Source organism: Plesiomonas sp. ZOR0011, from assembly GCF_000800945.1.
GTDB lineage: Bacteria > Pseudomonadota > Gammaproteobacteria > Enterobacterales > CAMTGL01 > Plesiomonas > Plesiomonas shigelloides.
Genome location: NZ_JRKB01000076.1, coordinates 1 through 24,986, shown reverse-complemented (window position 1 = coordinate 24,986; position 24,986 = coordinate 1). Strand labels below are relative to the sequence as shown.

Genomic DNA, 24,986 nt, shown 5'->3' with positions numbered 1-24,986 from the left:
TGATTGCACCAATCGCGATGGACGAAGGCTTGCGCTTCGCTATCCGTGAAGGTGGCCGTACTGTAGGTGCGGGCGTTGTTGCTAAGATCATCAAGTAATTGATGCTTTAAGCGCAATACCGGTAAAAGGACGCGAAAGCGTCCTTTTACTTTACTTGCGTGCAGCAAGATCATGAGTTTTACAGTGAAAGTGAACAAATCCTGATAACAGGGTTGCACTTCAGCTCAGATTGCGTATAATGCGCTGGCTTATCCGATTTGGCTAAGCTGAGTTTTAAAACTCATCGCCGGTAATTTCCACTAGTGGCCGGCAATACAACGTTCCCGATATGGGAACTACGAAAAAAGAAGCGAATCACACTTCCTCGTCAAGAACGAGTGATAGTGGGATTTTTATGTGCCTTAAGATTGTTGGAGCTCTGGTCTCATGCAGAACCAAAGAATCCGTATCCGCTTGAAAGCGTTCGATCACCGCTTGATCGATCAATCAACCGCGGAAATCGTCGAGACTGCTAAGCGCACTGGCGCTCAGGTTCGTGGCCCGATTCCGCTGCCGACCCGCAAAGAGCGCTTTACCGTACTGATTTCTCCGCACGTTAACAAAGACGCGCGTGACCAGTACGAAATCCGCACTCACAAGCGCTTGGTCGACATCGTCGAGCCAACTGAAAAAACCGTTGATGCTCTGATGCGTCTGGATCTGGCTGCCGGCGTTGACGTGCAGATCAGCCTGGGCTAATCAGGTCTTCGTACGATAAGAGGTTGATACAATGATTGGTTTAGTCGGACGTAAAGTGGGTATGACCCGCGTCTTCACTGAAGACGGCGTGTCCATCCCAGTTACCGTTATCGAAATCGAAGCCAACCGCGTTACCCAGGTTAAGACCCTGGAAAATGACGGCTACAGCGCGATTCAGGTTACTACTGGCAGCAAGAAAGCTAACCGTGTAACCAAGCCTGAAGCAGGTCATTTTGCTAAAGCTGGCGTTGAAGCTGGCCGCGGTAAGTGGGAGTTCCGTCTGGAAAGCGGTGAAGAATTCACTGTTGGTCAGGAAATTAACGTAGACATCTTCGCTGACGTGAAGAAAGTTGACGTTACCGGTACTTCCAAAGGTAAAGGCTTCGCAGGTGGTGTTAAGCGTTGGAACTTCCGCACTCAAGATGCGACTCACGGTAACTCCCTGTCTCACCGTGTTTTAGGTTCCATCGGTCAAAACCAAACTCCTGGTCGCGTGTTCAAAGGTAAAAAAATGACCGGTCACCTGGGTGACGAACGCGTAACAGTGCAGTCCCTGGAAGTTGTACGTGTTGATGCTGAGCGTAAACTGCTGCTGGTTAAAGGTGCAGTGCCTGGCGCAACTAACGGCGATCTGATCGTGAAACCGGCAGTTAAGGCGTAACGGCGGAGGAGTATAGGAATGGAATTGGTATTGAAAGACGCGCAAAGCGCGCTGACTGTTTCCGAGACTACCTTCGGTCGTGATTTCAACGAAGCTCTGGTTCACCAGGTTGTTGTTGCTTACGCTGCAGGTGCTCGTCAAGGTACCCGTGCTCAGAAAACTCGTGCTGAAGTTTCTGGCTCTGGTAAGAAACCATGGCGTCAAAAGGGCACTGGTCGTGCTCGTTCTGGTGACATCAAGAGCCCAATCTGGCGCTCTGGTGGCGTGACTTTTGCTGCTAAGCCGCAAGATCACAGCCAGAAAGTTAACAAGAAAATGTACCGCGGTGCGATGAAGAGCATCCTGTCCGAACTGGTTCGTCAGGAACGTCTGATCGTGGTTGAGAACTTCTCTGTAGAAGCTCCAAAAACCAAACTGCTGGCACAGAAACTGAAAGAGATGGCTCTGGAAGACGTGCTGATCATCACTGCTGAAGTTGATGAGAACCTGTTCCTGGCAGCTCGCAACCTGTTTAAGGTTGACGTTCGCGACGTAAACGGCATGGATCCAGTTAGCCTGATCGCGTTCGACAAGGTTGTAATGACCGCTGAGGCTGTTAAGCAAGTTGAGGAGATGCTGGCATGATCCGTGAAGAACGTCTGCTGAAAGTATTGCGTGCTCCGCACATCTCTGAAAAAGCGACTATGGCTGCTGAAACACAAAACACCATTGTGTTCAAAGTAGCAAAAGACGCCACCAAAGCTGAAATCAAAGCAGCTGTTGAAAAGCTGTTTGAAGTTGAAGTTAAAGACGTACGCACCCTGATCCTGAAGGGTAAAGTTAAGCGTCACGGTGCCCGCGTTGGTCGTCGTAGCGACTTGAAGAAAGCTTACGTCACCCTGAAAGAAGGCCAGAATCTGGACTTCGTTGGCGGCGCTGAGTAATTCGGAGGAGTAAAGAACAATGGCTATCGTTAAATGTAAGCCGACATCCCCGGGTCGTCGCCATGTAGTGAAAGTGGTTAACAACGAACTGCACAAAGGCAAGCCTTTTGCAGCTCTGTTGGACACCAAGTCTAAGACTGGTGGTCGTAACAACAACGGCCGCATCACTACTCGTCACATCGGTGGTGGTCATAAGCAACATTATCGTCTGGTTGACTTCAAGCGTAACAAAGATGGCATCCCAGCCACCATTGAGCGCCTGGAATACGACCCGAACCGTTCCGCGAACATCGCGCTGGTTCTGTATAAAGACGGTGAGCGTCGTTACATTCTGGCTCCAAAAGGCCTGAAAGCTGGCGACCAAATCCAATCTGGTGCTGATGCCGCAATCAAGGTAGGTAACTGCCTGCCAATGCGCAACATCCCAGTTGGTGCTACTGTTCACAACGTAGAAATGAAACCAGGTAAAGGCGGCCAGCTGGCTCGCTCCGCAGGTACTTACGTGCAAGTTGTTGCGCGTGATGGTGCCTACGTAACCCTGCGTCTGCGTTCTGGCGAAATGCGCAAAGTTCTGGCTGACTGCCGTGCAACTATCGGTGAAGTTGGTAACTCTGAGCACATGCTGCGCGTACTGGGTAAAGCCGGTGCAGCTCGCTGGCGTGGTGTTCGTCCTACCGTTCGCGGTACTGCGATGAACCCAGTAGATCACCCACACGGTGGTGGTGAGGGTCGTACATTTGGTAAGCACCCAGTAACTCCTTGGGGCGTTCCTACCAAAGGTAAGAAGACTCGCAGCAATAAGCGTACCGACAAGTACATCGTACGTCGCCGTAAGTAATTGACACGATTTAGAGGATAAGCCATGCCACGTTCTCTCAAGAAAGGTCCATTTATCGACCTGCACTTGCTGAAGAAGGTAGAGAAAGCGGTGGAAAGCGGGGATAAAAAACCAGTTAAGACCTGGTCCCGTCGTTCAATGATCATTCCTACAATGATCAATTTGACCATCGCCGTCCATAATGGTCGTCAGCATGTTCCAGTTTATGTTACCGATGAAATGGTTGGTCACAAGCTGGGCGAATTCGCTCCGACTCGTACTTATCGCGGCCACGCTGCCGATAAAAAGGCTAAGAAGCGTTAAGAGGTAAGAGATGGAAGCTATTGCTAAACACCGTTATGCTCGTACTTCCGCGCAGAAAGCTCGTCTGGTAGCTGACTTAGTTCGCGGTAAGAAAGTTGCTCTTGCACTGGAAATTCTGACCTACAGCAACAAAAAAGCTGCTGATCTGGTTAAGAAAGTGCTGGAGTCTGCCATTGCTAACGCCGAGCACAACGAAGGCGCTGATGTGGATGATCTGAAAATCTCCAAGATCTTCGTAGACGAAGGTCCAAGCATGAAGCGCATCATGCCACGTGCTAAAGGTCGTGCAGATCGCATCCTGAAGCGCACCAGCCACATCACTGTGGTTGTGTCTGATCGCTAAGATTCTGGAGAGTAGCAATGGGTCAGAAAGTACATCCTAATGGTATTCGCCTGGGTATTGTTAAGCCTTGGGACTCTACCTGGTTCGCCAATACCAAAGATTTCGCTGACAACTTAGACAGCGATTTTAAAGTTCGTCAGTACCTGTCAAAGGAACTGGCGAAAGCATCTGTTTCTCGCATTGTTATCGAGCGTCCAGCGAAGAGCATCCGTGTGACTATTCACACCGCTCGTCCTGGCGTAGTAATCGGTAAGAAAGGCGAAGATGTTGAGAAGCTGCGCAACGTAGTTGCCAAGATTGCAGGTGTTCCTGCTCAAATCAACATCGCTGAAGTTCGTAAGCCAGAACTGGACGCGAAACTGGTTGCAGAAAGCATCACTTCCCAGCTGGAACGTCGTGTAATGTTCCGTCGTGCTATGAAGCGCGCGGTACAGAACGCAATGCGTCTGGGTGCGAAAGGCATCAAAGTTGAAGTTAGCGGCCGTCTGGGCGGCGCAGAAATCGCGCGTACTGAATGGTACCGTGAAGGCCGTGTGCCATTGCACACCCTGCGTGCTGACATCGACTACAACACTGCTGAAGCTCACACTACTTACGGCGTAATCGGCGTGAAAGTGTGGATCTTCAAAGGTGAGATCCTGGGCGGTATGGCTGCTGTGCAACAACCGGAAAAACCGGCTGCACAACCTAAAAAGCAGCAGCGCAAAGCTCGTAAGTAAGGAGAATTGTGATGTTGCAACCAAAGCGTACCAAGTTCCGTAAGATCATGAAAGGCCGCAACCGCGGTCTGGCTGCGGGCACTGATGTAAGCTTCGGCACCTTCGGTCTGAAGGCTGTTGGTCGTGGTCGTCTGACTGCTCGTCAAATCGAAGCAGCTCGTCGTGCAATGACTCGTGCTGTTAAGCGTCAAGGTAAAATCTGGATCCGTGTGTTCCCAGACAAACCAATCACTGAGAAGCCGCTTGAAGTTCGTATGGGTAAGGGTAAAGGTAACGTTGAGTACTGGGTAGCCCCGATCCAACCTGGCAAGGTTCTGTACGAGATGGATGGCGTTTCTGAAGAGCTGGCTCGTGAAGCATTTAAGCTGGCTGCGGCTAAGCTGCCAATCAAGACCACCTTTGTAACTAAGACGGTGATGTGATGAAAGCACAAGAACTGCGTGAAAAGAGCGTTGAAGAGCTGAATGCTGAGCTGCTCAACCTGCTGCGTGAACAGTTCAACCTGCGCATGCAAGCAGCCACCGGTCAGCTGCAGCAGAATCATCTGCTGAAACAAGTGCGTCGTAACATCGCGCGTGTTAAAACTGTTCTGACTGAGAAGGCGGGTGCGTAATGACTGATAAAATCCGTACTCTGCAGGGTCGTGTAGTTAGCGACAAGATGGACAAGTCCATCGTTGTAGCTATCGAGCGCATGGTGAAGCACCCAATCTACGGTAAATTCATCAAGCGTACTACCAAGCTGCACGTGCATGACGAGAACAACGAGTGTGGCGCTGGCGATCTGGTAGAGATCCGCGAGTGTCGTCCACTGTCTAAGACCAAGTCTTGGACTCTGGTTCGCGTTGTAGAAAAAGCTGTACTGTAATTAAATCTTTACGATTTTACATACAAGCATAAAGAACCGGGTAAACGGCCCGATGGGGTCGTTTACTTTTTGTCTACCCATGCTCAGTAAGCGGTGTTATAATGCGCCGCCCTAGGTAATGGGAAATCCTGACCCGAGATGGGTCCATGACAGCTCATTTATATGTCTTAGAGCTGTTAGTAGTTGACTTTAGCGGAGCACTAACATGATCCAAGAACAGACTATGCTGGACGTAGCCGACAACTCCGGTGCGCGCAGCGTAATGTGTATCAAGGTTCTGGGTGGCTCGCACCGTCGCTACGCTGGTGTCGGTGACATCATCAAGATCACCGTGAAGGAAGCAATTCCTCGCGGCAAGGTCAAGAAAGGTGATGTCCTGAAGGCGGTGGTGGTGCGCACCAAGAAGGGTGTTCGTCGCCAGGACGGATCTGTCGTTCGCTTCGACCGTAACGCTTGCGTTCTGTTGAACAACAACAGTGAGCAGCCGATCGGTACACGTATTTTCGGCCCAGTAACTCGTGAACTGCGTTCTGAAAAGTTCATGAAGATCATTTCTCTGGCACCCGAAGTACTGTAAGGAGCTGAACCATGGCTGCAAAAATCCGTCGTAACGATGAAGTTATCGTGCTGACTGGCAAAGATAAAGGTAAGCGCGGTAAAGTGACCAAGGTTTTGCCTACTGGCAAGCTGGTCGTTGAAGGTATCAACCTGGTTAAGAAGCACCAGAAGCCGGTTCCGGCAATGGGTGTAACCGGTGGCATCGTTGAAAAAGAAGCTGCAATCCAGCCTTCTAACGTTGCAATCTTCAACGCGGCTACCGGCAAGGCTGACCGTGTAGGCTTCCGATTTGAAGACGGCAAAAAAGTCCGTTTCTTTAAATCTAATGGCGAAACTATCAAGTAATTCTGGAGTAGTACGATGGCGAAACTGCATGATTACTACAAAGAGCAGGTAGTTGCGAAACTGCAAGAGCAGTTCGGCTACAAATCTGTCATGCAAGTCCCACGAGTCGAAAAGATTACCCTGAACATGGGTGTCGGTGAAGCTCTGGCTGATAAGAAGTTGTTGGATAATGCTGCGGCAGATCTGGCAGCGATCTCCGGTCAGAAACCACTGATCACTAAAGCTCGCAACTCTGTTGCTGGCTTTAAAATCCGTCAGGGTTATCCAATCGGCTGCAAAGTAACCCTGCGCGGTGAACGCATGTGGGAATTCTTTGAGCGTTTGATCAGCATTGCTGTTCCACGTATCCGTGACTTCCGTGGTTTGAACCCGAAGTCATTCGACGGTCGTGGCAACTACAGCATGGGTGTGCGTGAGCAAATCATCTTCCCTGAAATCGACTACGATAAAGTCGATCGTGTACGTGGTCTGGATATTACCATCACCACTACTGCGAAGAGCGATGATGAAGGCCGTGCACTGCTGGCTGCGTTTGACTTCCCATTCCGTAAGTAAGGTAGGGTTACTATGGCTAAGGAATCAATGATCGCACGTGAAGTAAAGCGTGCCGAATTGGTTGAGAAGTTCTTCGCTAAGCGTCAAGAACTGAAGGCAATCATCTCCGATGTAAATGCCTCTGACGAAGATCGTTGGGCAGCTGTGCTGAAACTGCAACAGATGCCACGTGATTCAAGTCCGATCCGTAAGCGTAACCGTTGCCGCCAAACTGGTCGTCCACACGGTTTCCTGCGTAAGTTCGGTCTGAGCCGTATCAAGGTCCGCGAAACCGCTATGCGCGGTGAAATTCCGGGTCTGAAAAAGGCTAGCTGGTAATTTACCACTATTTGAATCACGGGAGTAAAGACAGATGAGCATGCAAGATCCGATCGCGGATATGCTGACCCGTATCCGTAACGGTCAGGCAGCGAAGAAATTTGCGATCACTATGCCTTCTTCCAAGCTGAAAGTGGCAATTGCCAACGTGCTGAAAGAAGAAGGCTACATCGAAGATTTCAAAGTTGAAGGCGACGCGAAGCCAGTTCTGGAAATCACCCTGCGTTATTTCCAGGGCAATCCAGTTGTTGAGAGCATTCAGCGTGTAAGCCGCCCTGGCCTGCGTATCTACAAAAAGAAAGATGTGCTGCCAAAAGTTATGGGTGGTTTAGGTATCGCCGTAATCTCCACGTCTAAAGGTGTGATGACTGATCGAGCCGCGCGTCAAGCGGGTCTCGGCGGTGAGATCATCTGCTACGTAGCCTAATTAGGGGGTAGGAAAGAATGTCTCGTGTTGCTAAAGCACCAGTGGTCATTCCTGCCGGCGTAGAGGTGAAACTCAACGGTCAGGTTATTACCCTGAAAGGCAAGAATGGCGAGCTGACTCGTACTATTCATCATGGCGTAGAAGTTAACTTTGCTGACAACGCAATCACTTTCGCTCCACGCGAAGGCGTTGCGGGTGCTAACGCGCAGTCTGGTACTGCTCGTGCACTGGTTAACAATATGCTGGTAGGTGTTACCGAAGGCTTCCAGAAGAAGCTGCAGCTGGTAGGTGTTGGTTACCGTGCGGCGCTGAAGGGCAATGCAATTGCTCTGAGCTTAGGTTATTCACACCCAATTGAGCACCAACTGCCTGCTGGCGTTACTGCTGAATGTCCAACTCAGACCGAAATCGTTCTGAAGGGCTCTGACAAGCAAGTGATTGGCCAAGTTGCAGCTGACCTGCGTGCTTACCGCCGTCCTGAGCCTTACAAAGGTAAAGGTGTACGTTACGCTGACGAAGTCGTGCGTATCAAAGAGGCTAAGAAGAAGTAAGGTAACACTATGGATAAGAAAGCAGCTCGTATCCGTCGTGCGACCCGCGCACGTCGCAATATTAAAGAACTGGGTGCGACTCGCCTGGTGGTTCACCGTACTCCGCGTCACATCTACGCGCAAGTTATCGCAGCTAACGGTTCAGAAGTTCTGGCCGCTGCTTCAACTGTAGAAAAAGCGATTGCTGAGCAAGTGAAGTACACCGGTAATAAAGATGCCGCAGCCGCTGTCGGTAAAGCTGTTGCTGAACGCGCTCTGGAAAAAGGCGTTAAAGCAGTTGCTTTTGACCGTTCCGGTTTCAAGTATCACGGCCGTGTCCAAGCGCTGGCAGATGCTGCCCGCGAAGCTGGCCTTCAGTTCTAAGGTAGAGGTGTAAGATGGCTAACATCGAAAAACAAGCTGGTGAACTGCAGGAAAAGCTGATCGCGGTAAACCGTGTATCTAAGACCGTTAAAGGTGGTCGTATTTTCTCTTTCACCGCTCTGACTGTAGTGGGTGATGGTAACGGCCGCGTAGGTTTTGGTTACGGTAAAGCCCGTGAAGTTCCAGCAGCGATCCAAAAAGCGATGGAGAAAGCCCGTCGCAGCATGGTGAGCGTTGCGCTGAACAGCGGTACTCTGCAGCACCCAATTAAAGGTGCTCACACAGGTTCTCGCGTTTTCATGCAACCGGCATCTGAAGGTACCGGTATCATCGCTGGCGGTGCTATGCGTGCTGTACTGGAAGTGGCAGGCGTTCGTAACGTTCTGTCCAAAGCGTACGGCTCTACTAACCCGATCAACGTGGTACGCGCTACCATCGACGCTCTGGCTAACATGAAGTCTCCTGAGATGGTCGCTGCTAAACGTGGCAAATCCGTTGAAGAAATTCTGGGGTAATGACCATGGCTAAGACTATCAAAGTAACTCAGACTCGTAGCTCCATCGGCCGTCTGCCGAAGCACAAAGCTACCCTGCGTGGCCTGGGCCTGCGTCGCATGAATCACACTGTTGAACTGATCGACACTCCGGCAGTTCGCGGTATGATTAATCAAGTATCCTACATGATCAAGGTTGAGGAGTAACAGATGCGTTTGAATACTCTTTCTCCGGCTGAAGGCGCTAAGCAATCAGCTAAGCGTGTAGGTCGCGGTATTGGTTCTGGCTTGGGTAAAACCGGTGGCCGCGGCCACAAAGGCCAGAAATCCCGCTCCGGCGGTGGTGTACGTCGCGGTTTCGAAGGCGGTCAAATGCCTTTGTATCGTCGTCTGCCTAAGTTCGGTTTCACTTCTCTGAAAGCAGCTGTTACAGCCGAAGTTCGTCTGTCTGAGCTGGCTAAAGTTGAAGGCGATCAGATCGATCTGAACGCACTGAAAGCGGCAAACATCATCACTAAAGACATGGAATTCGCTAAGATTGTTCTGTCTGGTGACGTAACTCGCGCTGTAACCGTACGTGGCCTGCGTGTCACTAAAGGTGCACGTGCAGCTATTGAAGCCGCTGGCGGTAAAATCGAGGAATAATTAACAGATGGCTAAACAACCAGGATTTGATTTTCGAGGTGCTCAGGGCGGGCTGACAGAACTGAAGCGTCGCTTGCTGTTTCTGTTGGGTGCGATTATCGTATTCCGTGCTGGCTCCTACGTGCCAATTCCTGGTATTGATGCCTCTGTTCTTGCGACCTTGTTTGAACAGCAGAAGGGCACCATCATCGAGATGTTTAACATGTTCTCCGGTGGTGCTCTTCAGCGTGCGTCGATCTTTGCTCTGGGCATTATGCCGTACATTTCGGCATCCATTATTGTTCAGCTGTTAACGGTGGTGTATCCACCGCTGGCAGAGTTGAAGAAAGAAGGGGAAGCGGGGCGTCGTAAGATTAGCCACTATACCCGTTACGGCACGCTGGTTTTAGGTACATTCCAAGCAATCGGTATTGCAACTGGCTTACCAAGTATGATTCCAGGTCTGGTACATAATCCGGGCTTTGGTTTCTATTTTACAGCGGTTGTGAGTTTGGTTACTGGCACCATGTTCTTGATGTGGTTAGGTGAGCAAATTACTGAGCGCGGTATCGGTAACGGTATCTCCATGATTATCTTCGCAGGTATCGTGGCGGGATTACCTTCTGCTATCGGACATACGTTTGAACAGGCGCGTCAAGGCGAACTGCATGTACTTCTGCTGTTGTTGATTGCCGCCATTGTTTTTGCAGTTACGTATTTTGTTGTATTTGTTGAGCGCGGTCAGCGTAGAATTGTTGTAAACTATGCCAAGCGTCAACAAGGTCGTCGTGTATTCGCGGCACAAAGTACACACCTGCCACTGAAAGTGAATATGGCTGGGGTTATTCCTGCTATCTTTGCTTCCAGTATTATCCTTTTCCCCGCTACGCTTGCGCAGTGGTTCAGTCAAGGATCAGGTATGACATGGCTGTCTGACATTGCATTAGCATTGCAACCGGGTCGCCCGTTACATGCTATGTTATATGCAGCTGCAATCATCTTCTTCTGCTTCTTCTATACCGCGTTGGTGTTTAACCCGCGTGAGACAGCAGATAATCTGAAGAAGTCAGGTGCGTTCGTGCCAGGGATCCGTCCGGGTGAACAAACCGCGAAGTACATTGATAAAGTGATGACTCGTCTGACATTAGCAGGCGCTTTATATATCACCTTTATCTGCTTGATACCTGAGTTCATGATGGTAGCGTGGAACGTGCGTTTCTACTTCGGTGGTACATCGTTGTTGATCGTCGTTGTTGTTATCATGGATTTTATGGCTCAAGTACAGACCCATCTGATGTCTCATCAGTATGAGTCCGCTCTGAAGAAAGCCAACCTGAAAGGGATTGGTCGTTAATCGACAGAGCACCACCAAAGGTTGCGGAGAGTAGAAATGAAAGTTCGTGCTTCCGTTAAGAAGCTGTGCCGTAACTGCAAAATCATCAAGCGCAACGGTGTTGTGCGTGTGATTTGCAGCGAGCCAAAGCATAAACAGCGTCAAGGCTGATTTACTGCATATTTTTCTTGCAAAGTAACGGCCGGCTGGCTAAATTAGCCAGCCGACCTTTTGTGTGAAGTTGGTATGGTCATTTGGGTATCCTGAAAACGGGCTTTTCAGATTGGCCTACCAGTATATAAATTTAGGAGTGCATATGGCCCGTATTGCAGGCATTAACATTCCTGATCATAAGCATGCTGTAATTGCTCTGACTGCAATTTATGGCGTCGGCAAGACCCGCTCTCAAGCCATCCTGGCTGCTGTGGGTATTGCTGAAAGCACTAAGATCAGTGAGCTGTCTGAAGAACAAATCGATAAGCTGCGTGACGAAGTTGCCAAGTACACCGTTGAAGGTGACCTGCGTCGTGAAGTGACCCTGAGCATCAAGCGTCTGATGGACCTTGGCTGCTACCGTGGTCTGCGTCATCGTCGTGGTCTCCCAGTTCGCGGTCAGCGTACTAAGACCAACGCGCGTACCCGTAAGGGCCCGCGTAAACCGATCAAAAAATAATCGGGGTTAGAAAATGGCTAAAGCTCCAGTTCGTGCACGTAAGCGTGTAAGAAAACAAGTTTCTGACGGTGTGGCTCATGTCCATGCGTCTTTCAACAACACCATTGTGACTATCACTGACCGCCAAGGCAATGCTCTGGGTTGGGCAACTGCCGGTGGTTCAGGTTTCCGTGGTTCTCGTAAGTCTACTCCATTTGCTGCTCAGGTTGCTGCAGAGCGCTGTGCTGAGATGGTTAAAGACTACGGTCTGAAGAACCTGGAAGTTATGGTTAAGGGCCCAGGCCCAGGTCGTGAGTCTTCCATTCGCGCGCTGAACGCGGCTGGTTTCCGCATCACTAACATTACTGATGTGACTCCGATTCCTCACAACGGTTGTCGTCCGCCGAAGAAACGCCGCGTATAACTCGACGTTTCTAGGATTGTTGGAGAAAGAAAATGGCAAGATATCTGGGCCCTAAGCTCAAGCTGAGCCGTCGTGAAGGTACTGACCTGTTCCTGAAATCAGGCGTACGTGCGATTGACTCTAAGTGTAAAATTGACACCGCTCCTGGTCAGCACGGTGCGCGCAAGCCACGTCTGTCTGACTACGGTGTTCAGTTACGTGAAAAGCAGAAAGTACGTCGTATCTACGGTGTGCTGGAGCGTCAGTTCCGTAACTACTACAAAACCGCCGCTCGCCTGAAAGGCAACACTGGTGAAAACCTGTTGGTGCTGTTGGAAGGCCGTTTAGATAACGTAGTTTACCGCATGGGTTTCGGTGCCACTCGCGCTGAATCACGTCAGTTGGTAAGCCACAAGGCGATCATGGTTAATGGTAAGGTCGTTAACGTTCCTTCTTTCCAAGTTTCTGTGAATGACGTAATCAGCATTCGCGAGAAATCTAAGAAGCAGGCTCGTATCAAGGCAGCGATGGAGCTGGCTGAGCAGCGCGAAAAAGCAGCATGGCTGGAAGTAGACGCTGCGAAGATGGAAGGTGTGTTCAAGCGCATTCCTGAGCGCTCCGATCTGTCTGCGGACATTAACGAACACCTGATCGTCGAGCTTTACTCCAAGTAAGGCTTAGCAGCAAAGAGAGGACACAATGCAGGGTTCTGTGACAGAGTTTCTTAAACCGCGCCTGGTAGATATCGAGCAAATCAGTTCGACGCATGCCAAGGTCACCCTTGAACCACTTGAGCGTGGCTTTGGCCATACTCTGGGTAACGCACTGCGCCGCATTCTGCTTTCGTCTATGCCGGGTTGCGCGGTGACTGAGGTTGAAATTGATGGTGTACTGCATGAGTACAGCACCAAAGAAGGTGTACAGGAAGATATCCTGGAAATCCTGCTCAACCTGAAAGGGCTCGCGGTCAAGGTTCAGGGTAAAGATGAAGTCATTCTGACTCTGAATAAATCTGGTATCGGCCCTGTAACCGCAGCCGACATCATCCATGACGGTGATGTTGAGATCGTGAATCCGCAGCACGTAATCTGCCATCTGACTGATGAAGACGCCGCTATCAGCATGCGTATCAAAGTTCAGCGTGGTCGTGGTTATGTGCCGGCTTCCGCTCGTATTCATACTGAAGAAGACGAGCGTCCGATCGGTCGTTTGCTGGTCGATGCCTGTTTCAGCCCGGTAGAGCGCATTGCATACAATGTAGAAGCTGCCCGTGTTGAACAGCGTACCGATCTGGACAAGCTGGTTATCGAGATGGAAACCAACGGTACTATTGATCCTGAAGAAGCGATCCGTCGTGCCGCGACCATCCTGGCTGAACAGCTGGAAGCTTTCGTTGACTTGCGTGATGTTCGTCAGCCGGAAGTGAAAGAAGAGAAGCCGGAATTCGATCCAATTCTGCTGCGTCCTGTCGACGATCTGGAATTGACTGTCCGCTCTGCTAACTGCCTGAAGGCAGAAGCTATCCACTACATCGGTGATTTGGTACAGCGTACAGAAGTTGAACTGCTGAAGACGCCAAACCTTGGTAAGAAGTCTCTGACTGAGATCAAGGACGTTCTGGCATCTCGCGGTCTGTCTCTGGGTATGCGCCTGGAAAACTGGCCTCCAGCAAGCATTGCTGATGAGTAACCAGATCACAGGTTAAGGTTTTTCTGAGAAGGATAAGGTCATGCGCCATCGTAAGAGTGGTCGTCAACTGAACCGTAACAGCAGCCATCGTCAGGCTATGTTCCGCAACATGGCCAGCTCTCTGGTTCGTCACGAAGTAATCAAGACGACCCTGCCTAAGGCAAAAGAGCTGCGTCGCGTAGTTGAGCCGCTGATCACCCTTGCCAAGACCGACAGCGTTGCAAACCGTCGTCTGGCATTCGCTCGCACTCGTGATAACGAGATCGTTGCGAAACTGTTTAATGAATTGGGCCCACGTTTTGTGAACCGTGCTGGCGGATACACTCGTATCCTGAAGTGTGGTTTCCGTGCGGGTGACAACGCGCCGATGGCTTACATCGAGCTGGTTGACCGTGCTCCAGTTGCAGAAGCTGCAGCTGAGTAATCACGCCAAATTAAAAAAGCCGGGTTTATCCCGGCTTTTTTATTGTCTTTTTTCCACTCCCCTGCTTTCCTTCCTACATGCTTATTTGCTGCTTACTTGTCACTTGTCGTTTTGCTGCTTAAGTAAATCACGAATTTCGGTCAGTAACTTTTCTTCTGCACTGGGTTCAGGCGTTGGCGCAGGTGCGGCTTCTTCTTTACGTTTGAGTCGATTCAACGCTTTTACGGCGACAAAAATGGCAAATGCGATGATGGTGAAATCGAACAGTTGCTGGATGAACATGCCGTAGTTAAGCGTGAGCGCTGGCGCTGCTGCGGTGGCTTCACGCAGTTCGAGATGAAATTGACGAAAATCGACCCCACCAATCACCAGTCCCAATACGGGCATGATGATATCGCCGACCAGTGAAGAGACAATTTTGCCAAATGCCGCACCGATAATCACACCGACGGCTAAGTCCACCACATTGCCACGCATGGCAAATTCACGAAATTCTTTTAAAAAGCTCATGATCCCAATCCTTTTGTACTTTGCTTGTATACCGGCGGGTACGCCACGTTGCTGATAGGGGTAACGATAGACACAACATTATGTGAATATAGCCTGTACCCTAACTTTGTGTGACATTTCAGGCAAATAAAAAAGCAGAATAAATTCTGCTTTTTTGGGGGATATAGTGGTGAGCTGAGGAGCTTACAAGAAGAACGGGCTCGGCTGGAACAGGCGTTCAACGTCGGGCACGTGCTTTTTATCAGTAAGGAACATTACCACGTGGTCGCCCTGTTCGATGACGGTATCATCGTGGGCAATCATCACACTGTCGCCCCGGACAATCGCACCGATGGTGGTACCGCTTGGCAGACGAATTTCACCAATTGCGCGCCCGACCACTTTCGAGGTGGACTCGTCACCGTGGGCAATGGCTTCGATGGCTTCGGCTGCACCACGACGAAGTGAGGACACACTTACAATGTCGGCCTTGCGTACGTGGGTTAACAGTGCGGAAATGGTGGCTTGCTGCGGCGAAATCGCCACATCAATCACGCCGCCTTGCACCAGATCCACATAGGCTGAGCGCTGGATCAGCACCATGGTTTTTTTGGCGCCCAGTCGCTTGGCTAGCATTGCCGACATGATGTTGGCTTCATCATCGTTAGTGATAGCGATGAACACATCGACTTGCTCAATATGCTCTTCGTTGAGCAGCTCCTGATCGGAGGCATCACCACAAAATACGATGGTGTCGTGCAGCATTTCAGCCAGCTCGGCAGCGCGCTCAGGGTTACGCTCAATGAGCTTGATGCTGTAGTTTTGCTCCAGCTCCTTGGCCAACCCGGCCCCGATATTCCCGCCACCGACAATCATTAGTCGCTTATACGGTTTTTCTAACCGTTGTAATTCACTCATGACCGCGCGGATATGGTGTGTTGCCGCGACAAAGAACACTTCATCATCGGCTTCGATGATGGTGGTACCTTGTGGCTTGATCGGACGACCTTGGCGGAAGATTGCTGCGACGCGGGTATCGATGTGTGGCATATGCTCACGCAGCGCCGATAAGGCATTTCCGACCAACGGCCCACCATAGTAGGCTTTCACCGCGACCAAACTGACTTTATCTTCGGCGAAGTTCACCACTTGCAGTGCGCCTGGGTATTCGATCAATTTGCGGATGTAGTCGGTGACCAGTTGCTCTGGTGTGATCAAGTAATCGATCGGCACCGCTTCATTGGTGAACAGACGACCTTGCTCTTTGATGTACTCTGGCGCGCGGATCCGGGCGATCCGATTCGGGGTGTTGAACAGCGAATAGGCCACCTGACAGGCGATCATGTTGGTTTCATCGGAGTTGGTGACGGCAACCAGCATGTCGGTATCTTGCGCACCGGCTTCACGCAGTACGCGCGGGTGTGCGCCGTGGCCGAGCACGACGCGCAGGTCAAACTTATCCTGTAACTGGCGTAGACGCTCCGGATCCTGATCGACGATCGTGATGTCGTTATTTTCACCCACCAGATTTTCGGCCAGTGTGCCGCCGACTTGGCCGGCGCCGAGGATAATAATCTTCATTGCATCGTATCCGTTTGACTGATCTGAGGTTAGGCTGTTTTTCTTAGTTTGGCATAGAAAAAGCCATCGCCGCGTTGGCTATCCGGTAATAGCTGCCAGTCTGGCTGCGCATCCTTACCTAGCGGGATCAATTCTGCATCCTTTGTGCGTTGCAGGAAAGCCTCAATCTGCAAATGGTTTTCTTCTGGCAGCACCGAGCAGGTAGCATATACCAAGATGCCGCCCGGTTTGAGCAGATCCCAGGTGGCATCGAAGATCTCTTTTTGTAGCTCGGTGAGCACGTCGATATCGGCGGCACGACGGAGCCATTTGATGTCAGGATGACGGCGGATTACGCCGGTTGCCGAGCACGGTGCATCTAATAAGATGCGGTCAAATTGCCCTTCTGGCCACCATTGGCGCGGCTGCCGGCCATCACCACAAATCAATGTCGCCTGTTGACCTAATCGCTCAAGGTTTTCCGCAACGCGATTCAGACGTGTTTGTTCGACATCTACCGCTACGACCTGCGCGTGTGGTGCCATTTCCAGAATATGGGTCGTTTTCCCACCCGGCGCGGCGCACACATCCAATATCAGTTCGCCGTTTTGCGGCTCCAGCAGTAATGCGGCGTGCTGGGCGGACAAATCTTGTACGGTGACCCAACCATCGGCAAAACCCGGTAGACGGGTAACAGCAACCGGTGCGTGCAACAAGATGGCATCGGGGTGTTCAGCACTGAGTTCGGCCTCGATCTGCTGCTCGGTCAACAGCGCCAAATAGTCTGTGGCGCTGTGGTGTTGGCGGTTGACCCGCAGCCACATCGGCGGTTTTTGGTTGTTATTGTCGAGGATGTGACTCCACTGTTCGGGATAGGCGTTTTGTAGACGCTTGACCAGCCACTGTGGATGCAGGTGACTTGGGGCAGATTTTAGATCTGCTAGCGCCAAAATAGCATCTTGTTCTCGTTGGAAACGGCGCAGCACGCCATTGACCAAGGCGCGGAAGGCTGGGCGCTTTAAGGCGACCACGGCATTAACTGATTCGCCGACCGCGGCATGTGGCGGGATACGGGTATACAGCAGCTGGTACAGGCCAACTAGTAGCAGCTGATGGATAATGCGTTGCTTGCCGCTGAGCGGTTTTTCCAGCAGCTGTTGCAGGCAAGCTTCCAGACGCGGTAATACTCGCAAGGTGCCAAAACAGATTTCTTGCAGGAGACCCGCATCCCGTTCAGCAATTTTGTGCTGCGCTTTGGGCAGTGCACTGCTGAGCGATTGGCCTTGCTCCAGCACTTGGTAAAGGATGTCGGCGGCGACGGCGCGTACGTTTGTTTTCATGATTATCAAAAAAGCCGGCATCGCCGGCTTATCAGTTAGAGTTAGCTAAGGACGGTGCCTGGTTCAAACCATTCCCGTCGAGAATTGAGCAGGTCTTGCACTGGCATCGGTTTTTTACCGGCCGGCTGCAAGACGGTCAGGTTCAACACGCCCTCTGCGGTGGCAATTTGAATGCCCTGCTTGTCGGCGTGCAACACGGTGCCCGGCGTCGCGTTTTGCTGGTGTGGCAGCACGTTGGCTTGCCAAACTTTAATGGTTTGCCCAGCGACGTCAAAATAGCTCATCGGCCATGGATTAAAGGCGCGAATGCAGCGTTCACTGAAATCAGCCGGTTGCTGCCAATCGAGGCGACCTTCTTCTTTGCTGAGCTTTTCAGCGTAAGTGACCAGTGCTTCGTCTTGCACTTGCGGCTGGGCGCGACCTTCGGCCAATTGGGCCAAGGTGGTCAGTAGGGCATCTGGGCCCATATCCGCCAATTTTTGGTACAAGCTGGCACTGGTGTCTTGCGCAGTAATTGGGCAAGCGACCTTATGCAGCATATCGCCGGTATCCAGACCGATATCCATCTGCATGATGGTGATGCCAGTTTCGCTATCACCGGCCCATAGTGAGCGCTGGATAGGCGCTGCGCCTCGCCAGCGTGGTAGCAAGGAGCCGTGTACGTTGATGCAACCTAAACGCGGCAGATCCAGCACCACTTTAGGCAGGATTAAGCCATAGGCTACCACCACCATAACATCGGCATTCAGGGCGGCCAGCTCTTGCTGGTACTCTTCTTTGCGCAGTGTGGGCGGCTGGAATACCGGAATGGCGTGTTGTTCGGCCAGTACTTTGACTGGACTTGGGGTGAGTTTTTTTCCGCGACCAGCTGGGCGATCCGGCTGGGTGTAGACGCCGACGACCTGATGTTCAGAAGCGAGCAGCGCGTCAAGATGACGCGCTGCAAAATCAGGGGTACCGGCAAAGACAATACGTAATGCTTGGCTCAAAAGGTAACTCCGTTAAGCTTGACGACGGGCCTGTTTATCCATCTTTTCAATCTTCTGTCGGATGCGCTGACGTTTGAGCGGTGACAGGTAATCGACAAACAGTTTGCCTTCGAGGTGATCCATTTCATGTTGAATACAGATCGCCAGCAGATCATCTGCTTCCAGCTCGAAAGGCTGCCCTTCATAGTTAAGAGCACGGATCCGGACTTGTTCGGCCCGGGCAATCAGTGCCCGCGAACCTGGGACTGACAGGCATCCTTCCTCGATTCCGGTATCCCCTGATTTTTCAATCAGCTCCGGATTGATCAGAACCAAACGTTCATTGCGGTTTTCGGACACATCAATGACAACGATCCGTTGGTGTATGTTCACTTGTGTAGCTGCCAGTCCGATACCTTCTTCTTCATACATGGTATCAAACATATCGTCTACGATACGCTGGATGTCAGCATTCACTTCAGCAACCGGCGCCGCTTTGGTGCGCAGCCGCTCGTCGGGAAAATGTAATACCTGCAATACTGCCATAAGAGTCTTGGAGCTGTACCTTGATTTCTAAACCGATGATCGGTGACATTCTAGACATTTTCACCGGTGATTGACAGCATTTGGTCGTCGACCACCATCTGAAAGGTAAAATGCCGTGAAGTTTCGTTGGCTATCTCTGCTGTTGCTCGTGCCTTGGCTGAGTATAAGTGCTCCTCAGCTCAAAGATAACTATCCGCAAGAATATATCGTGAGGAAGGGCGATACGCTATGGGATATTGCCGGCCGGTTTCTGACTCAACCGTGGCGTTGGCCGGAGATTTGGCAGAAGAACCAGCAGATTGCCGATCCGCATTGGATCTTTCCGGGCGATCGTTTGTATCTGCATTGGGTGAATGGCAAACCGGTGCTGAGTAAAGATCCGCACGTGGGCAGTGGTGCGGCCTATGGCGTCAGCCCGATCCCGACGTTGGATGTGGGACGTCTGCTCACTTACCTTAATCAAGAGCAAATTGCCGATCAGCAGGCACTGAAAGAGTGGCCTAAAGTGATTGGTAATAATGATGGGCAGCGGCGGATGACCGGCGGTCGGCCTTTGTATGTCGATGGCCTGTTGGTGAGTGGCGAACGCTATGCGGTGTTCCGTCCACAAGAAACTATTCGCGATAGCAATCGGCAGACTCTCGGAGTGCGCATGAGCCGAGTGGCGACGATTGAAGTGTCTGAGAGCGGGCCAGTCAGCACCGCCTTGGTGGTGGGCGATCCGCTGTTGGAAATTGCGCCGGGCGATGTGGTGGTGCCGGAGTTGCAGTCTGATTCTTATTCGCTGCGCATGGGCTTGCAGCCGAGCAGCGCCATTAAAGGTGAAATCTTAGATACCTCCAGCGGCAGTAACTGGATGGTGCCGCGTGATGTGGTGACGCTGAATATCGGCAAAACGCAAGGTGTGCGTCAGGGCGATGTGTTTTTAGTCAAAGCGCCGGGCTTGGAGACGGTGAAAACACGTGAAGGGCGTAAACTGGCGCAAGATGCGACCACCGGCCAGCGTTGGCTAGATCGCAATAATGAGCGTCTACCGGGTGAGTGGGTTGGTCAAGTGGTGGTGTTTCAGGTGACGGACAAACTAAGTCTGGGCTTACTGATGTCACTGCAAGAGCCGACCCGACTGGGCGCACAAGTGATTAGCCCGCGTTACGCCGATAGTTTGCATCATGCCAGCGCCGGTTGAGTGTTGGTTACGCTTGTACAGCGTACCGGGCATCGGTCCGGTACGCCTGAAACAATGGTTAAGCCGCTTTTCTTTGGCGCAACTGGCAGCAAACTCGGTTGATGACTGGCGCCGCCTCGGTTGGAGCGAGCGTCAGTGTGCGTTTTGGCAGCAAGAATCTCTACAATGGGTCGCGCACGCTTTGGCGTGGCGTGATGCGTCATCGTCCCATCATATTTTAACGCCGGACTCTCCTGCGTACCCACCTTTATTACAGCAACTCCCGGATGCGCCTGTGGTCTTATTTATACAAGGTTCGCCGGAAGTTTTGTTGCGTCCACAATTGGCGATGGTGGGCAGCCGAGATTGCACTCCGTATGGTAAACAGTGGGGACATTATTTCGCGGCCGAATTAGCGCGCAGTGGCATGGTGATCACCAGCGGTTTGGCGTTGGGTATTGATGCTTGTTGCCATCAGGCAGCATTGGAGGTGTCAGGGCTGACGGTGGCCGTATTGGGCAGCGGTTTGCAAAAACTCTACCCGCGTCAGCACCAACGCTTAGCGCAGCAGATTGTGGCGCAGCAAGGGGCGCTGGTGTCGGAGTTTTTCCCGTGGCAGGCGGCGCGACCAGAGCATTTTCCGCGTCGCAACCGAATTATCAGTGGATTGGCGGTTGGCTTATTGGTGGTGGAGGCCACGGAAGGCAGCGGCTCGTTGATTTCGGCGCGTTATGCGTTAGAGCAAGGACGCGAGGTGTTTGCTTTACCGGGCGCCATTGGTAGCGGGGCCAGTCGTGGTTGCCATCAGCTGATCCGGCAAGGTGCTTGGTTGGTGGAGTCGCCAGCCGATATCCAAGAGCAGCTCGGCAGTCTGCTCTGTTGGGTAAATGAACAGCAAACAGAATTAATTGCATCTACCGAGGCTCAGCAATTGCCATTTGCCAAGCTGTTAGCTACCGTAACGGAAGAAGTTACACCTGTAGATGTTGTCGCCGAACGTGCCGGCCAACCTGTTGCTGAAGTTCTGATCCAATTACTGGAGTTAGAACTGGCCGGTTGGATCGCAGCAGTACCTGGCGGCTATGTCCGGATAAGGAGGACAGGCCATGTTCGACGTATTGATGTACCTATTTGAAACTTATGTCCACACGGAGCAAGAAATCCAAGTGGATCAGGAAGCTCTGTCCGATGAGTTGACGCGGGCCGGTTTTCATCCGGAAGAAATTAACAAGGCGCTGATCTGGCTTGAGAAGCTGGCAGCTCTGCAGGAAAGTGATGTAACGCCGTATCTGCTGGCGCAAGCGCCGGATACTATCCGCATCTACACCGATGAAGAGATGAATCGTCTGGATGTCGAGTGTCGTGGCTTTTTGCTGTTTTTAGAACAGATTGAAGTCTTGGATACCGACACCCGCGAGATGGTCATCGATCGGGTGATGGAGCTGGAAGCCGGTGAGCTGGAGCTCGAAGATCTGAAGTGGGTGGTACTGATGGTGCTGTTTAATGTGCCAGGGCATGAAGCGGCCTATGAAAAGATGGAAACTATCCTGTTTGAAGCCAAAGGCGAAGGGATGCAGCACTGAATATGAGTAAGACCCCGTTATTTCAGGCGCATTCGCAGTCGGATGTGTGTCCGGAGTGCGGCGCGGCCCTGCAAATCCGTCAAGGTAAGCAGGGCCTCTTTTTAGGCTGTAGCGCCTATCCGGCTTGTGATTATCTGCGCCCACTGCAGCAGCGTGATGGTCACATCATTAAAGTGCTGGAAGGCCAACCTTGTCCAGTTTGCCAAGCAGACTTGGTGTTGCGCCAAGGTCGCTATGGGATGTTTGTGGGCTGCTCCGCTTATCCGCAGTGTGACTATACCCAAGCATTAGATGCCCCAGCGCAAACGGCGGCGGCGTGTCCGCAGTGTCACTCAGGACAGCTGTTGCAACGCTTATCGCGTTATGGCAAAACGTTCTACGCCTGCGATCGCTATCCGGCCTGTCAGTTTGCTGTCAATTACAAACCGATTAGCCGCGAATGCCCACACTGCCATTATCCGTTGTTGCTGGAGCGCAAAACGGCGCACGGTGTACGTCTGCAATGTGCGAACAAGCAGTGCGGACGCTGGATTGATCACGACTAATTTCCGGAAGATTCCCATGAGCTCATTAGAACACTGTGTGGCAGCCCTGCGTCAGGGGGAGGTCATTGCTTATCCCACCGAAGCGGTCTTTGGCGTGGGCTGTGATCCGGATAATCAGCTGGCCGTTGAACGGTTGTTAGCACTGAAACAGCGACTGGTGGAAAAAGGCTTGATCCTCATAGCTTCTGACTATGCCCAATTACAGCCATATGTGGATGACAGCCTGCTCTCTGATGAGTGTCTGGCGCGCATTTTACACAGCTGGCCAGGGCCGGTGACATGGGTGATGCCGGCTAAATCGTCAGTGCCGCGTTGGCTGACGGGTCAGTTTGACTCAATAGCGGTGCGGGTCTCCGATCATCCGGATGTGCGCCGTTTGTGCCAGGCATTTGGTAAACCTCTGACCTCAACCAGTGCCAATTTGACCGGCTTGCCTCCTTGCCGTTTAGAGCACGAGGTGGTGGCGCAATTTGGCACCCAGCTAGCCGTGTTATCCGGACTGGTGGGTGGTCGAGAGAACCCGTCTGAAATTCGAGATGCGCAAACCGGCGCCGTGTTGCGCCCGAGTTGATTGCTGCTTGTTGTATTTTGTCATCCATTCCTGCTACGGAGTCTGAATGCCATGGATCATTATGCTGTTATTGGTCATCCGATAAACCACAGTCGTTCGCCATTGATCCATCGGCTCTTTGCCGAGCAGACTGGGCAGGACATCTGCTATGAGGCATTGCTCGGTCCGTTAGAAGGCTGTGATGATTTTATTCGCCAGTTTTTTCGCCAGCACGGGCGAGGCTGTAATATCACAGTGCCGTTCAAAGAGTTGGCCTTCCAGCTCGCCGAACATAAAACTCCGCGCGCGCAGTTGGCCGGAGCGGTGAATACCTTGCGCTTGAATGACGATGGCTCGCTGTTGGGGGATAACACCGATGGCGCTGGCTTGGTGGAAGATTTACGTCGGTTACAGTTTCCGTTGCAAGGGGCGCGCATCTTGTTGCTGGGTGCTGGTGGCGCGGCACGTGGCGCGTTACATCCATTGCTCGAGCAACAACCCGCTTCGCTGACCATTGCCAATCGCACGTTGGTGCGGGCGCAAGCGCTGGTGGCGATGAGTGTGGAGAGTGGCGTTACGATCAGCGCAGCAGACTATGCCCGCTTAGTGGACGCGGAATTCGATCTGATCATCAATGCAACCGCCAGCGGTATTCAAGGCGATGTTCCTCCGCTTGCCGCCAGCGTGATCGGGGCGCAGACCGCCTGCTACGACATGTATTACAGCCGTGAACTGACGCCATTCTTAGCTTTCGCGGCAGAAGCTGGGGCGCAGCAACTGGCCGATGGCATTGGCATGCTGGTGGGGCAGGCGGCACATGCCTTTTATTTATGGCGTGGTATCATGCCGGAGATTCTCCCGGTTATTACGCAGTTACGTTAGAGAGTATAAGCATGAATCAAGCAATCCTATTTCCAGAGCTGGAGCGCTGGAGTGATGAGTTGCAGCAAGTGGTCTTTCCGGCCATGGTGCAGGGAATGCGGATTGAGTGTCGAATTGGTTTACATGCCTTAAGTGTGCGAGCAGGTTGCCTCGTTGCTCCTGAACAGGCGCTAGCGATTTTCCGTCAATGGCGCTGGGATATTGAAGAAGAAGCCGAAGAGGCCATCAGACAAGATGCGTTTGATGACCTCGGAATGATCCACTTGCAGTAAACGCACGTTGATCATTGCGCTTGTTCGGCCAGATACTCGTTCTTGAGATGTAGATAGTTATCGGCTGATTGTTGTAACGAGGCGCGTTCTTCTGCAGTCAGCAAACGCGCCTGACGTACCGGATTACCCAGATACAGATAACCACTTTCCAGATGCTTGTGCGGCGGAACCAAACCACCGGCGCCAATGATCACTTCATCTTCAATCACTGCACCATCAAGAATAATTGCGCCCATGCCAATCAGAACCCGATTGCCGACCGTGCAACCGTGCAGCACCGCTTTATGGCCGATGGTCACGTCATCGCCCAGATACAGTGGTAGGCCGGCTGGGTTATCGCTGGTCTTACGGGTTACATGCAGAACACTACCGTCTTGGATGTTGGTCCGATTACCGACGGTGATATAGTTCACATCACCGCGGATCACCACGCTAGGCCAGATGCTGACATCATCACCGAGCGTAACATGGCCGATAATGACGCAACTTTCATCCAGCATGACCCGTTGGCCAATTTCCGGTGTTTTGCCTTTATAAGGACGCAATACCGTCATAAATTAAAACCTTTCTTATTCATGTGATTAATCTGCGGTTAGTCTACGGTGTTCAGCGGTCGGTACAATCAGCACAGAATAAAAAAGGTGGAAACTACAGATTCCATCACGATCGTCCGACAGTACGCAGGATCTTACGTAAGGGCGAAGATCCTCGCAAAGAATAAAAAGTAATCACTCGATCGCATTGTGCGAATTTTTGCTTGCCAGAATGAAATCACGCCCTATAATGCGACCCCACTGACACGGCAGCAGTGATGCAAATCACCGTGGTCGGTGGTCAACGAAACAACGCAGTTGAGCATGATAAAAAATGCTTGACGGCACAGCAGGAAAGCGGAATAATGCGCGTCCTGTCGTTACTTCGGTAACGAAACGCTCTTTAAAAAGTTAATCAGACAATCT

41 protein-coding genes and 1 pseudogene are annotated in these 24,986 nt (G+C 51.7%); 36 read left to right on the top strand and 6 right to left on the bottom strand.

All coding sequences use genetic code 11. The features are described 5' to 3' along the window. From L975_RS17750 to rplQ, 29 genes and pseudogenes are all read left to right on the top strand, one after another. Nucleotides 1-98, top strand: a pseudogene (locus L975_RS17750) (elongation factor Tu); the annotation flags it as partial. A 328-nt stretch (nucleotides 99-426) separates the two neighbouring features. Continuing rightward, nucleotides 427-738 (top strand): 30S ribosomal protein S10, encoded by a 312-nt coding sequence (gene rpsJ, locus L975_RS14685; protein ID WP_001181005.1) that lies wholly within the window; start codon nucleotides 427-429, stop codon nucleotides 736-738. A 31-nt stretch (nucleotides 739-769) separates the two neighbouring features. Next, nucleotides 770-1,399, top strand: coding sequence for a 50S ribosomal protein L3 (gene rplC, locus L975_RS14680; protein ID WP_010862732.1), 630 nt, complete (start codon nucleotides 770-772; stop codon nucleotides 1,397-1,399). A gap of 18 nt (nucleotides 1,400-1,417) precedes the next feature. After that, nucleotides 1,418-2,023 (top strand): 50S ribosomal protein L4, encoded by a 606-nt coding sequence (gene rplD / locus L975_RS14675; RefSeq protein ID WP_010862731.1) that lies wholly within the window; start codon nucleotides 1,418-1,420, stop codon nucleotides 2,021-2,023. Next, on the top strand, nucleotides 2,020-2,322 hold the full coding sequence (rplW, locus tag L975_RS14670; RefSeq protein WP_010862730.1) for a 50S ribosomal protein L23: 303 nt from the start codon (nucleotides 2,020-2,022) through the stop codon (nucleotides 2,320-2,322). The genes rplD and rplW overlap by 4 nt, the downstream gene beginning before the upstream one ends. Before the next feature lie 19 nt (nucleotides 2,323-2,341). After that, the gene (rplB, locus tag L975_RS14665) at nucleotides 2,342-3,160 is read left to right on the top strand and encodes a 50S ribosomal protein L2 (protein ID WP_010862729.1); all 819 of its coding nucleotides are present in this window, start codon (nucleotides 2,342-2,344) and stop codon (nucleotides 3,158-3,160) included. Nucleotides 3,161-3,184: 24 nt separating this feature from the next. After that, nucleotides 3,185-3,463: a 30S ribosomal protein S19 gene (gene rpsS / locus L975_RS14660; RefSeq protein WP_010862728.1), complete on the top strand. Its 279-nt coding sequence runs from the start codon at nucleotides 3,185-3,187 to the stop codon at nucleotides 3,461-3,463. Between the two features lie 10 nt (nucleotides 3,464-3,473). Further along, the gene (rplV, locus tag L975_RS14655; protein WP_010862727.1) at nucleotides 3,474-3,806 is read left to right on the top strand and encodes a 50S ribosomal protein L22; all 333 of its coding nucleotides are present in this window, start codon (nucleotides 3,474-3,476) and stop codon (nucleotides 3,804-3,806) included. Nucleotides 3,807-3,823: 17 nt separating this feature from the next. Beyond that, on the top strand, nucleotides 3,824-4,525 hold the full coding sequence (gene rpsC / locus L975_RS14650; RefSeq protein WP_010862726.1) for a 30S ribosomal protein S3: 702 nt from the start codon (nucleotides 3,824-3,826) through the stop codon (nucleotides 4,523-4,525). Between the two features lie 11 nt (nucleotides 4,526-4,536). Beyond that, the gene (gene rplP / locus L975_RS14645; RefSeq protein WP_010862725.1) at nucleotides 4,537-4,947 is read left to right on the top strand and encodes a 50S ribosomal protein L16; all 411 of its coding nucleotides are present in this window, start codon (nucleotides 4,537-4,539) and stop codon (nucleotides 4,945-4,947) included. Beyond that, entirely contained in the window at nucleotides 4,947-5,138 is a 192-nt protein-coding gene (gene rpmC, locus L975_RS14640; protein ID WP_010862724.1) for a 50S ribosomal protein L29, read from the top strand. Before rplP ends, rpmC begins: the two co-directional genes overlap by 1 nt. After that, nucleotides 5,138-5,392, top strand: a complete 255-nt coding sequence (gene rpsQ, locus L975_RS14635) for a 30S ribosomal protein S17 (protein WP_010862723.1) — start codon at nucleotides 5,138-5,140, stop codon at nucleotides 5,390-5,392. Before rpmC ends, rpsQ begins: the two co-directional genes overlap by 1 nt. Before the next feature lie 205 nt (nucleotides 5,393-5,597). After that, nucleotides 5,598-5,969 (top strand): 50S ribosomal protein L14, encoded by a 372-nt coding sequence (gene rplN, locus L975_RS14630; protein WP_010862722.1) that lies wholly within the window; start codon nucleotides 5,598-5,600, stop codon nucleotides 5,967-5,969. Between the two features lie 11 nt (nucleotides 5,970-5,980). Further along, nucleotides 5,981-6,295: a 50S ribosomal protein L24 gene (gene rplX, locus L975_RS14625; RefSeq protein WP_010862721.1), complete on the top strand. Its 315-nt coding sequence runs from the start codon at nucleotides 5,981-5,983 to the stop codon at nucleotides 6,293-6,295. 15 nt (nucleotides 6,296-6,310) lie between these two features. Beyond that, nucleotides 6,311-6,850 carry a 50S ribosomal protein L5 gene (gene rplE / locus L975_RS14620; protein WP_010862720.1) on the top strand — a complete coding sequence of 180 codons (540 nt, stop codon included), beginning with the start codon at nucleotides 6,311-6,313 and terminating at the stop codon, nucleotides 6,848-6,850. 12 nt (nucleotides 6,851-6,862) lie between these two features. Next, nucleotides 6,863-7,168, top strand: coding sequence for a 30S ribosomal protein S14 (gene rpsN, locus L975_RS14615; RefSeq protein ID WP_010862719.1), 306 nt, complete (start codon nucleotides 6,863-6,865; stop codon nucleotides 7,166-7,168). Nucleotides 7,169-7,202: 34 nt separating this feature from the next. Beyond that, nucleotides 7,203-7,595, top strand: a complete 393-nt coding sequence (gene rpsH / locus L975_RS14610; protein ID WP_010862718.1) for a 30S ribosomal protein S8 — start codon at nucleotides 7,203-7,205, stop codon at nucleotides 7,593-7,595. Between the two features lie 17 nt (nucleotides 7,596-7,612). Beyond that, on the top strand, nucleotides 7,613-8,146 hold the full coding sequence (rplF, locus tag L975_RS14605; RefSeq protein WP_010862717.1) for a 50S ribosomal protein L6: 534 nt from the start codon (nucleotides 7,613-7,615) through the stop codon (nucleotides 8,144-8,146). A gap of 9 nt (nucleotides 8,147-8,155) precedes the next feature. After that, nucleotides 8,156-8,509 (top strand): 50S ribosomal protein L18, encoded by a 354-nt coding sequence (gene rplR, locus L975_RS14600; RefSeq protein WP_010862716.1) that lies wholly within the window; start codon nucleotides 8,156-8,158, stop codon nucleotides 8,507-8,509. Between the two features lie 14 nt (nucleotides 8,510-8,523). After that, nucleotides 8,524-9,024 carry a 30S ribosomal protein S5 gene (gene rpsE / locus L975_RS14595; protein WP_010862715.1) on the top strand — a complete coding sequence of 167 codons (501 nt, stop codon included), beginning with the start codon at nucleotides 8,524-8,526 and terminating at the stop codon, nucleotides 9,022-9,024. A gap of 5 nt (nucleotides 9,025-9,029) precedes the next feature. Further along, nucleotides 9,030-9,209, top strand: a complete 180-nt coding sequence (rpmD, locus tag L975_RS14590; RefSeq protein ID WP_010862714.1) for a 50S ribosomal protein L30 — start codon at nucleotides 9,030-9,032, stop codon at nucleotides 9,207-9,209. A gap of 3 nt (nucleotides 9,210-9,212) precedes the next feature. Further along, nucleotides 9,213-9,647 (top strand): 50S ribosomal protein L15, encoded by a 435-nt coding sequence (gene rplO, locus L975_RS14585; protein ID WP_010862713.1) that lies wholly within the window; start codon nucleotides 9,213-9,215, stop codon nucleotides 9,645-9,647. A 7-nt stretch (nucleotides 9,648-9,654) separates the two neighbouring features. Further along, nucleotides 9,655-10,980, top strand: a complete 1,326-nt coding sequence (gene secY / locus L975_RS14580; RefSeq protein WP_010862712.1) for a preprotein translocase subunit SecY — start codon at nucleotides 9,655-9,657, stop codon at nucleotides 10,978-10,980. Nucleotides 10,981-11,016: 36 nt separating this feature from the next. Beyond that, nucleotides 11,017-11,130 carry a 50S ribosomal protein L36 gene (rpmJ, locus tag L975_RS14575; RefSeq protein WP_010862711.1) on the top strand — a complete coding sequence of 38 codons (114 nt, stop codon included), beginning with the start codon at nucleotides 11,017-11,019 and terminating at the stop codon, nucleotides 11,128-11,130. A gap of 145 nt (nucleotides 11,131-11,275) precedes the next feature. After that, nucleotides 11,276-11,632, top strand: a complete 357-nt coding sequence (rpsM, locus tag L975_RS14570) for a 30S ribosomal protein S13 (protein ID WP_010862710.1) — start codon at nucleotides 11,276-11,278, stop codon at nucleotides 11,630-11,632. A gap of 13 nt (nucleotides 11,633-11,645) precedes the next feature. Further along, nucleotides 11,646-12,035, top strand: coding sequence for a 30S ribosomal protein S11 (gene rpsK / locus L975_RS14565; RefSeq protein ID WP_010862709.1), 390 nt, complete (start codon nucleotides 11,646-11,648; stop codon nucleotides 12,033-12,035). Between the two features lie 32 nt (nucleotides 12,036-12,067). After that, a complete protein-coding gene (rpsD, locus tag L975_RS14560) occupies nucleotides 12,068-12,688 on the top strand; it encodes a 30S ribosomal protein S4 (protein ID WP_010862708.1) in 621 nt (206 codons plus the stop codon). Nucleotides 12,689-12,713: 25 nt separating this feature from the next. Further along, a complete protein-coding gene (gene rpoA / locus L975_RS14555) occupies nucleotides 12,714-13,703 on the top strand; it encodes a DNA-directed RNA polymerase subunit alpha (protein ID WP_010862707.1) in 990 nt (329 codons plus the stop codon). A 40-nt stretch (nucleotides 13,704-13,743) separates the two neighbouring features. Then, entirely contained in the window at nucleotides 13,744-14,127 is a 384-nt protein-coding gene (gene rplQ, locus L975_RS14550) for a 50S ribosomal protein L17 (protein WP_010862706.1), read from the top strand. A gap of 99 nt (nucleotides 14,128-14,226) precedes the next feature. Here the strand turns inward: rplQ and mscL are convergent, their stop codons facing one another. The 5 genes from mscL to def form a co-directional block, all read right to left on the bottom strand. After that, entirely contained in the window at nucleotides 14,227-14,637 is a 411-nt protein-coding gene (mscL, locus tag L975_RS14545; RefSeq protein WP_039045903.1) for a large-conductance mechanosensitive channel protein MscL, read from the bottom strand. Between the two features lie 183 nt (nucleotides 14,638-14,820). Further along, nucleotides 14,821-16,197, bottom strand: a complete 1,377-nt coding sequence (gene trkA, locus L975_RS14540) for a Trk system potassium transporter TrkA (RefSeq protein WP_047709160.1) — start codon at nucleotides 16,195-16,197, stop codon at nucleotides 14,821-14,823. Between the two features lie 29 nt (nucleotides 16,198-16,226). Further along, nucleotides 16,227-17,516: a 16S rRNA (cytosine(967)-C(5))-methyltransferase RsmB gene (rsmB, locus tag L975_RS14535; RefSeq protein WP_039045910.1), complete on the bottom strand. Its 1,290-nt coding sequence runs from the start codon at nucleotides 17,514-17,516 to the stop codon at nucleotides 16,227-16,229. A gap of 41 nt (nucleotides 17,517-17,557) precedes the next feature. Next, nucleotides 17,558-18,505 carry a methionyl-tRNA formyltransferase gene (fmt, locus tag L975_RS14530; protein ID WP_047709159.1) on the bottom strand — a complete coding sequence of 316 codons (948 nt, stop codon included), beginning with the start codon at nucleotides 18,503-18,505 and terminating at the stop codon, nucleotides 17,558-17,560. A gap of 12 nt (nucleotides 18,506-18,517) precedes the next feature. After that, nucleotides 18,518-19,030 carry a peptide deformylase gene (def, locus tag L975_RS14525; RefSeq protein ID WP_010862701.1) on the bottom strand — a complete coding sequence of 171 codons (513 nt, stop codon included), beginning with the start codon at nucleotides 19,028-19,030 and terminating at the stop codon, nucleotides 18,518-18,520. A 115-nt stretch (nucleotides 19,031-19,145) separates the two neighbouring features. On the opposite strand from def, the gene L975_RS14520 reads away from it, so the two are divergent. From L975_RS14520 to L975_RS14490, 7 genes are read left to right on the top strand one after another with little or no spacing between them, the layout of a single operon-like run. After that, nucleotides 19,146-20,216 (top strand): LysM peptidoglycan-binding domain-containing protein, encoded by a 1,071-nt coding sequence (locus tag L975_RS14520; protein ID WP_010862700.1) that lies wholly within the window; start codon nucleotides 19,146-19,148, stop codon nucleotides 20,214-20,216. Continuing rightward, nucleotides 20,200-21,330, top strand: coding sequence for a DNA-processing protein DprA (dprA, locus tag L975_RS14515; RefSeq protein ID WP_047709158.1), 1,131 nt, complete (start codon nucleotides 20,200-20,202; stop codon nucleotides 21,328-21,330). The genes L975_RS14520 and dprA overlap by 17 nt, the downstream gene beginning before the upstream one ends. Further along, nucleotides 21,302-21,778, top strand: coding sequence for a DUF494 family protein (locus L975_RS14510; protein ID WP_010862698.1), 477 nt, complete (start codon nucleotides 21,302-21,304; stop codon nucleotides 21,776-21,778). Before dprA ends, L975_RS14510 begins: the two co-directional genes overlap by 29 nt. Before the next feature lie 2 nt (nucleotides 21,779-21,780). After that, complete coding sequence (locus tag L975_RS14505) at nucleotides 21,781-22,323, top strand: topoisomerase DNA-binding C4 zinc finger domain-containing protein (RefSeq protein ID WP_047709157.1); 543 nt, start codon at nucleotides 21,781-21,783, stop codon at nucleotides 22,321-22,323. Nucleotides 22,324-22,339: 16 nt separating this feature from the next. Next, nucleotides 22,340-22,894, top strand: coding sequence for a Sua5/YciO/YrdC/YwlC family protein (locus tag L975_RS14500; RefSeq protein WP_047709156.1), 555 nt, complete (start codon nucleotides 22,340-22,342; stop codon nucleotides 22,892-22,894). A 51-nt stretch (nucleotides 22,895-22,945) separates the two neighbouring features. Further along, nucleotides 22,946-23,755, top strand: coding sequence for a shikimate dehydrogenase (aroE, locus tag L975_RS14495; RefSeq protein ID WP_047709155.1), 810 nt, complete (start codon nucleotides 22,946-22,948; stop codon nucleotides 23,753-23,755). An 11-nt stretch (nucleotides 23,756-23,766) separates the two neighbouring features. Beyond that, nucleotides 23,767-24,027, top strand: a complete 261-nt coding sequence (locus tag L975_RS14490; protein WP_047709154.1) for a DUF1488 domain-containing protein — start codon at nucleotides 23,767-23,769, stop codon at nucleotides 24,025-24,027. 11 nt (nucleotides 24,028-24,038) lie between these two features. Here L975_RS14490 and L975_RS14485 read toward each other — a convergent pair whose 3' ends face one another. Continuing rightward, nucleotides 24,039-24,581: a gamma carbonic anhydrase family protein gene (locus L975_RS14485; RefSeq protein ID WP_010862693.1), complete on the bottom strand. Its 543-nt coding sequence runs from the start codon at nucleotides 24,579-24,581 to the stop codon at nucleotides 24,039-24,041. Nucleotides 24,582-24,986 lie beyond the last annotated feature (405 nt).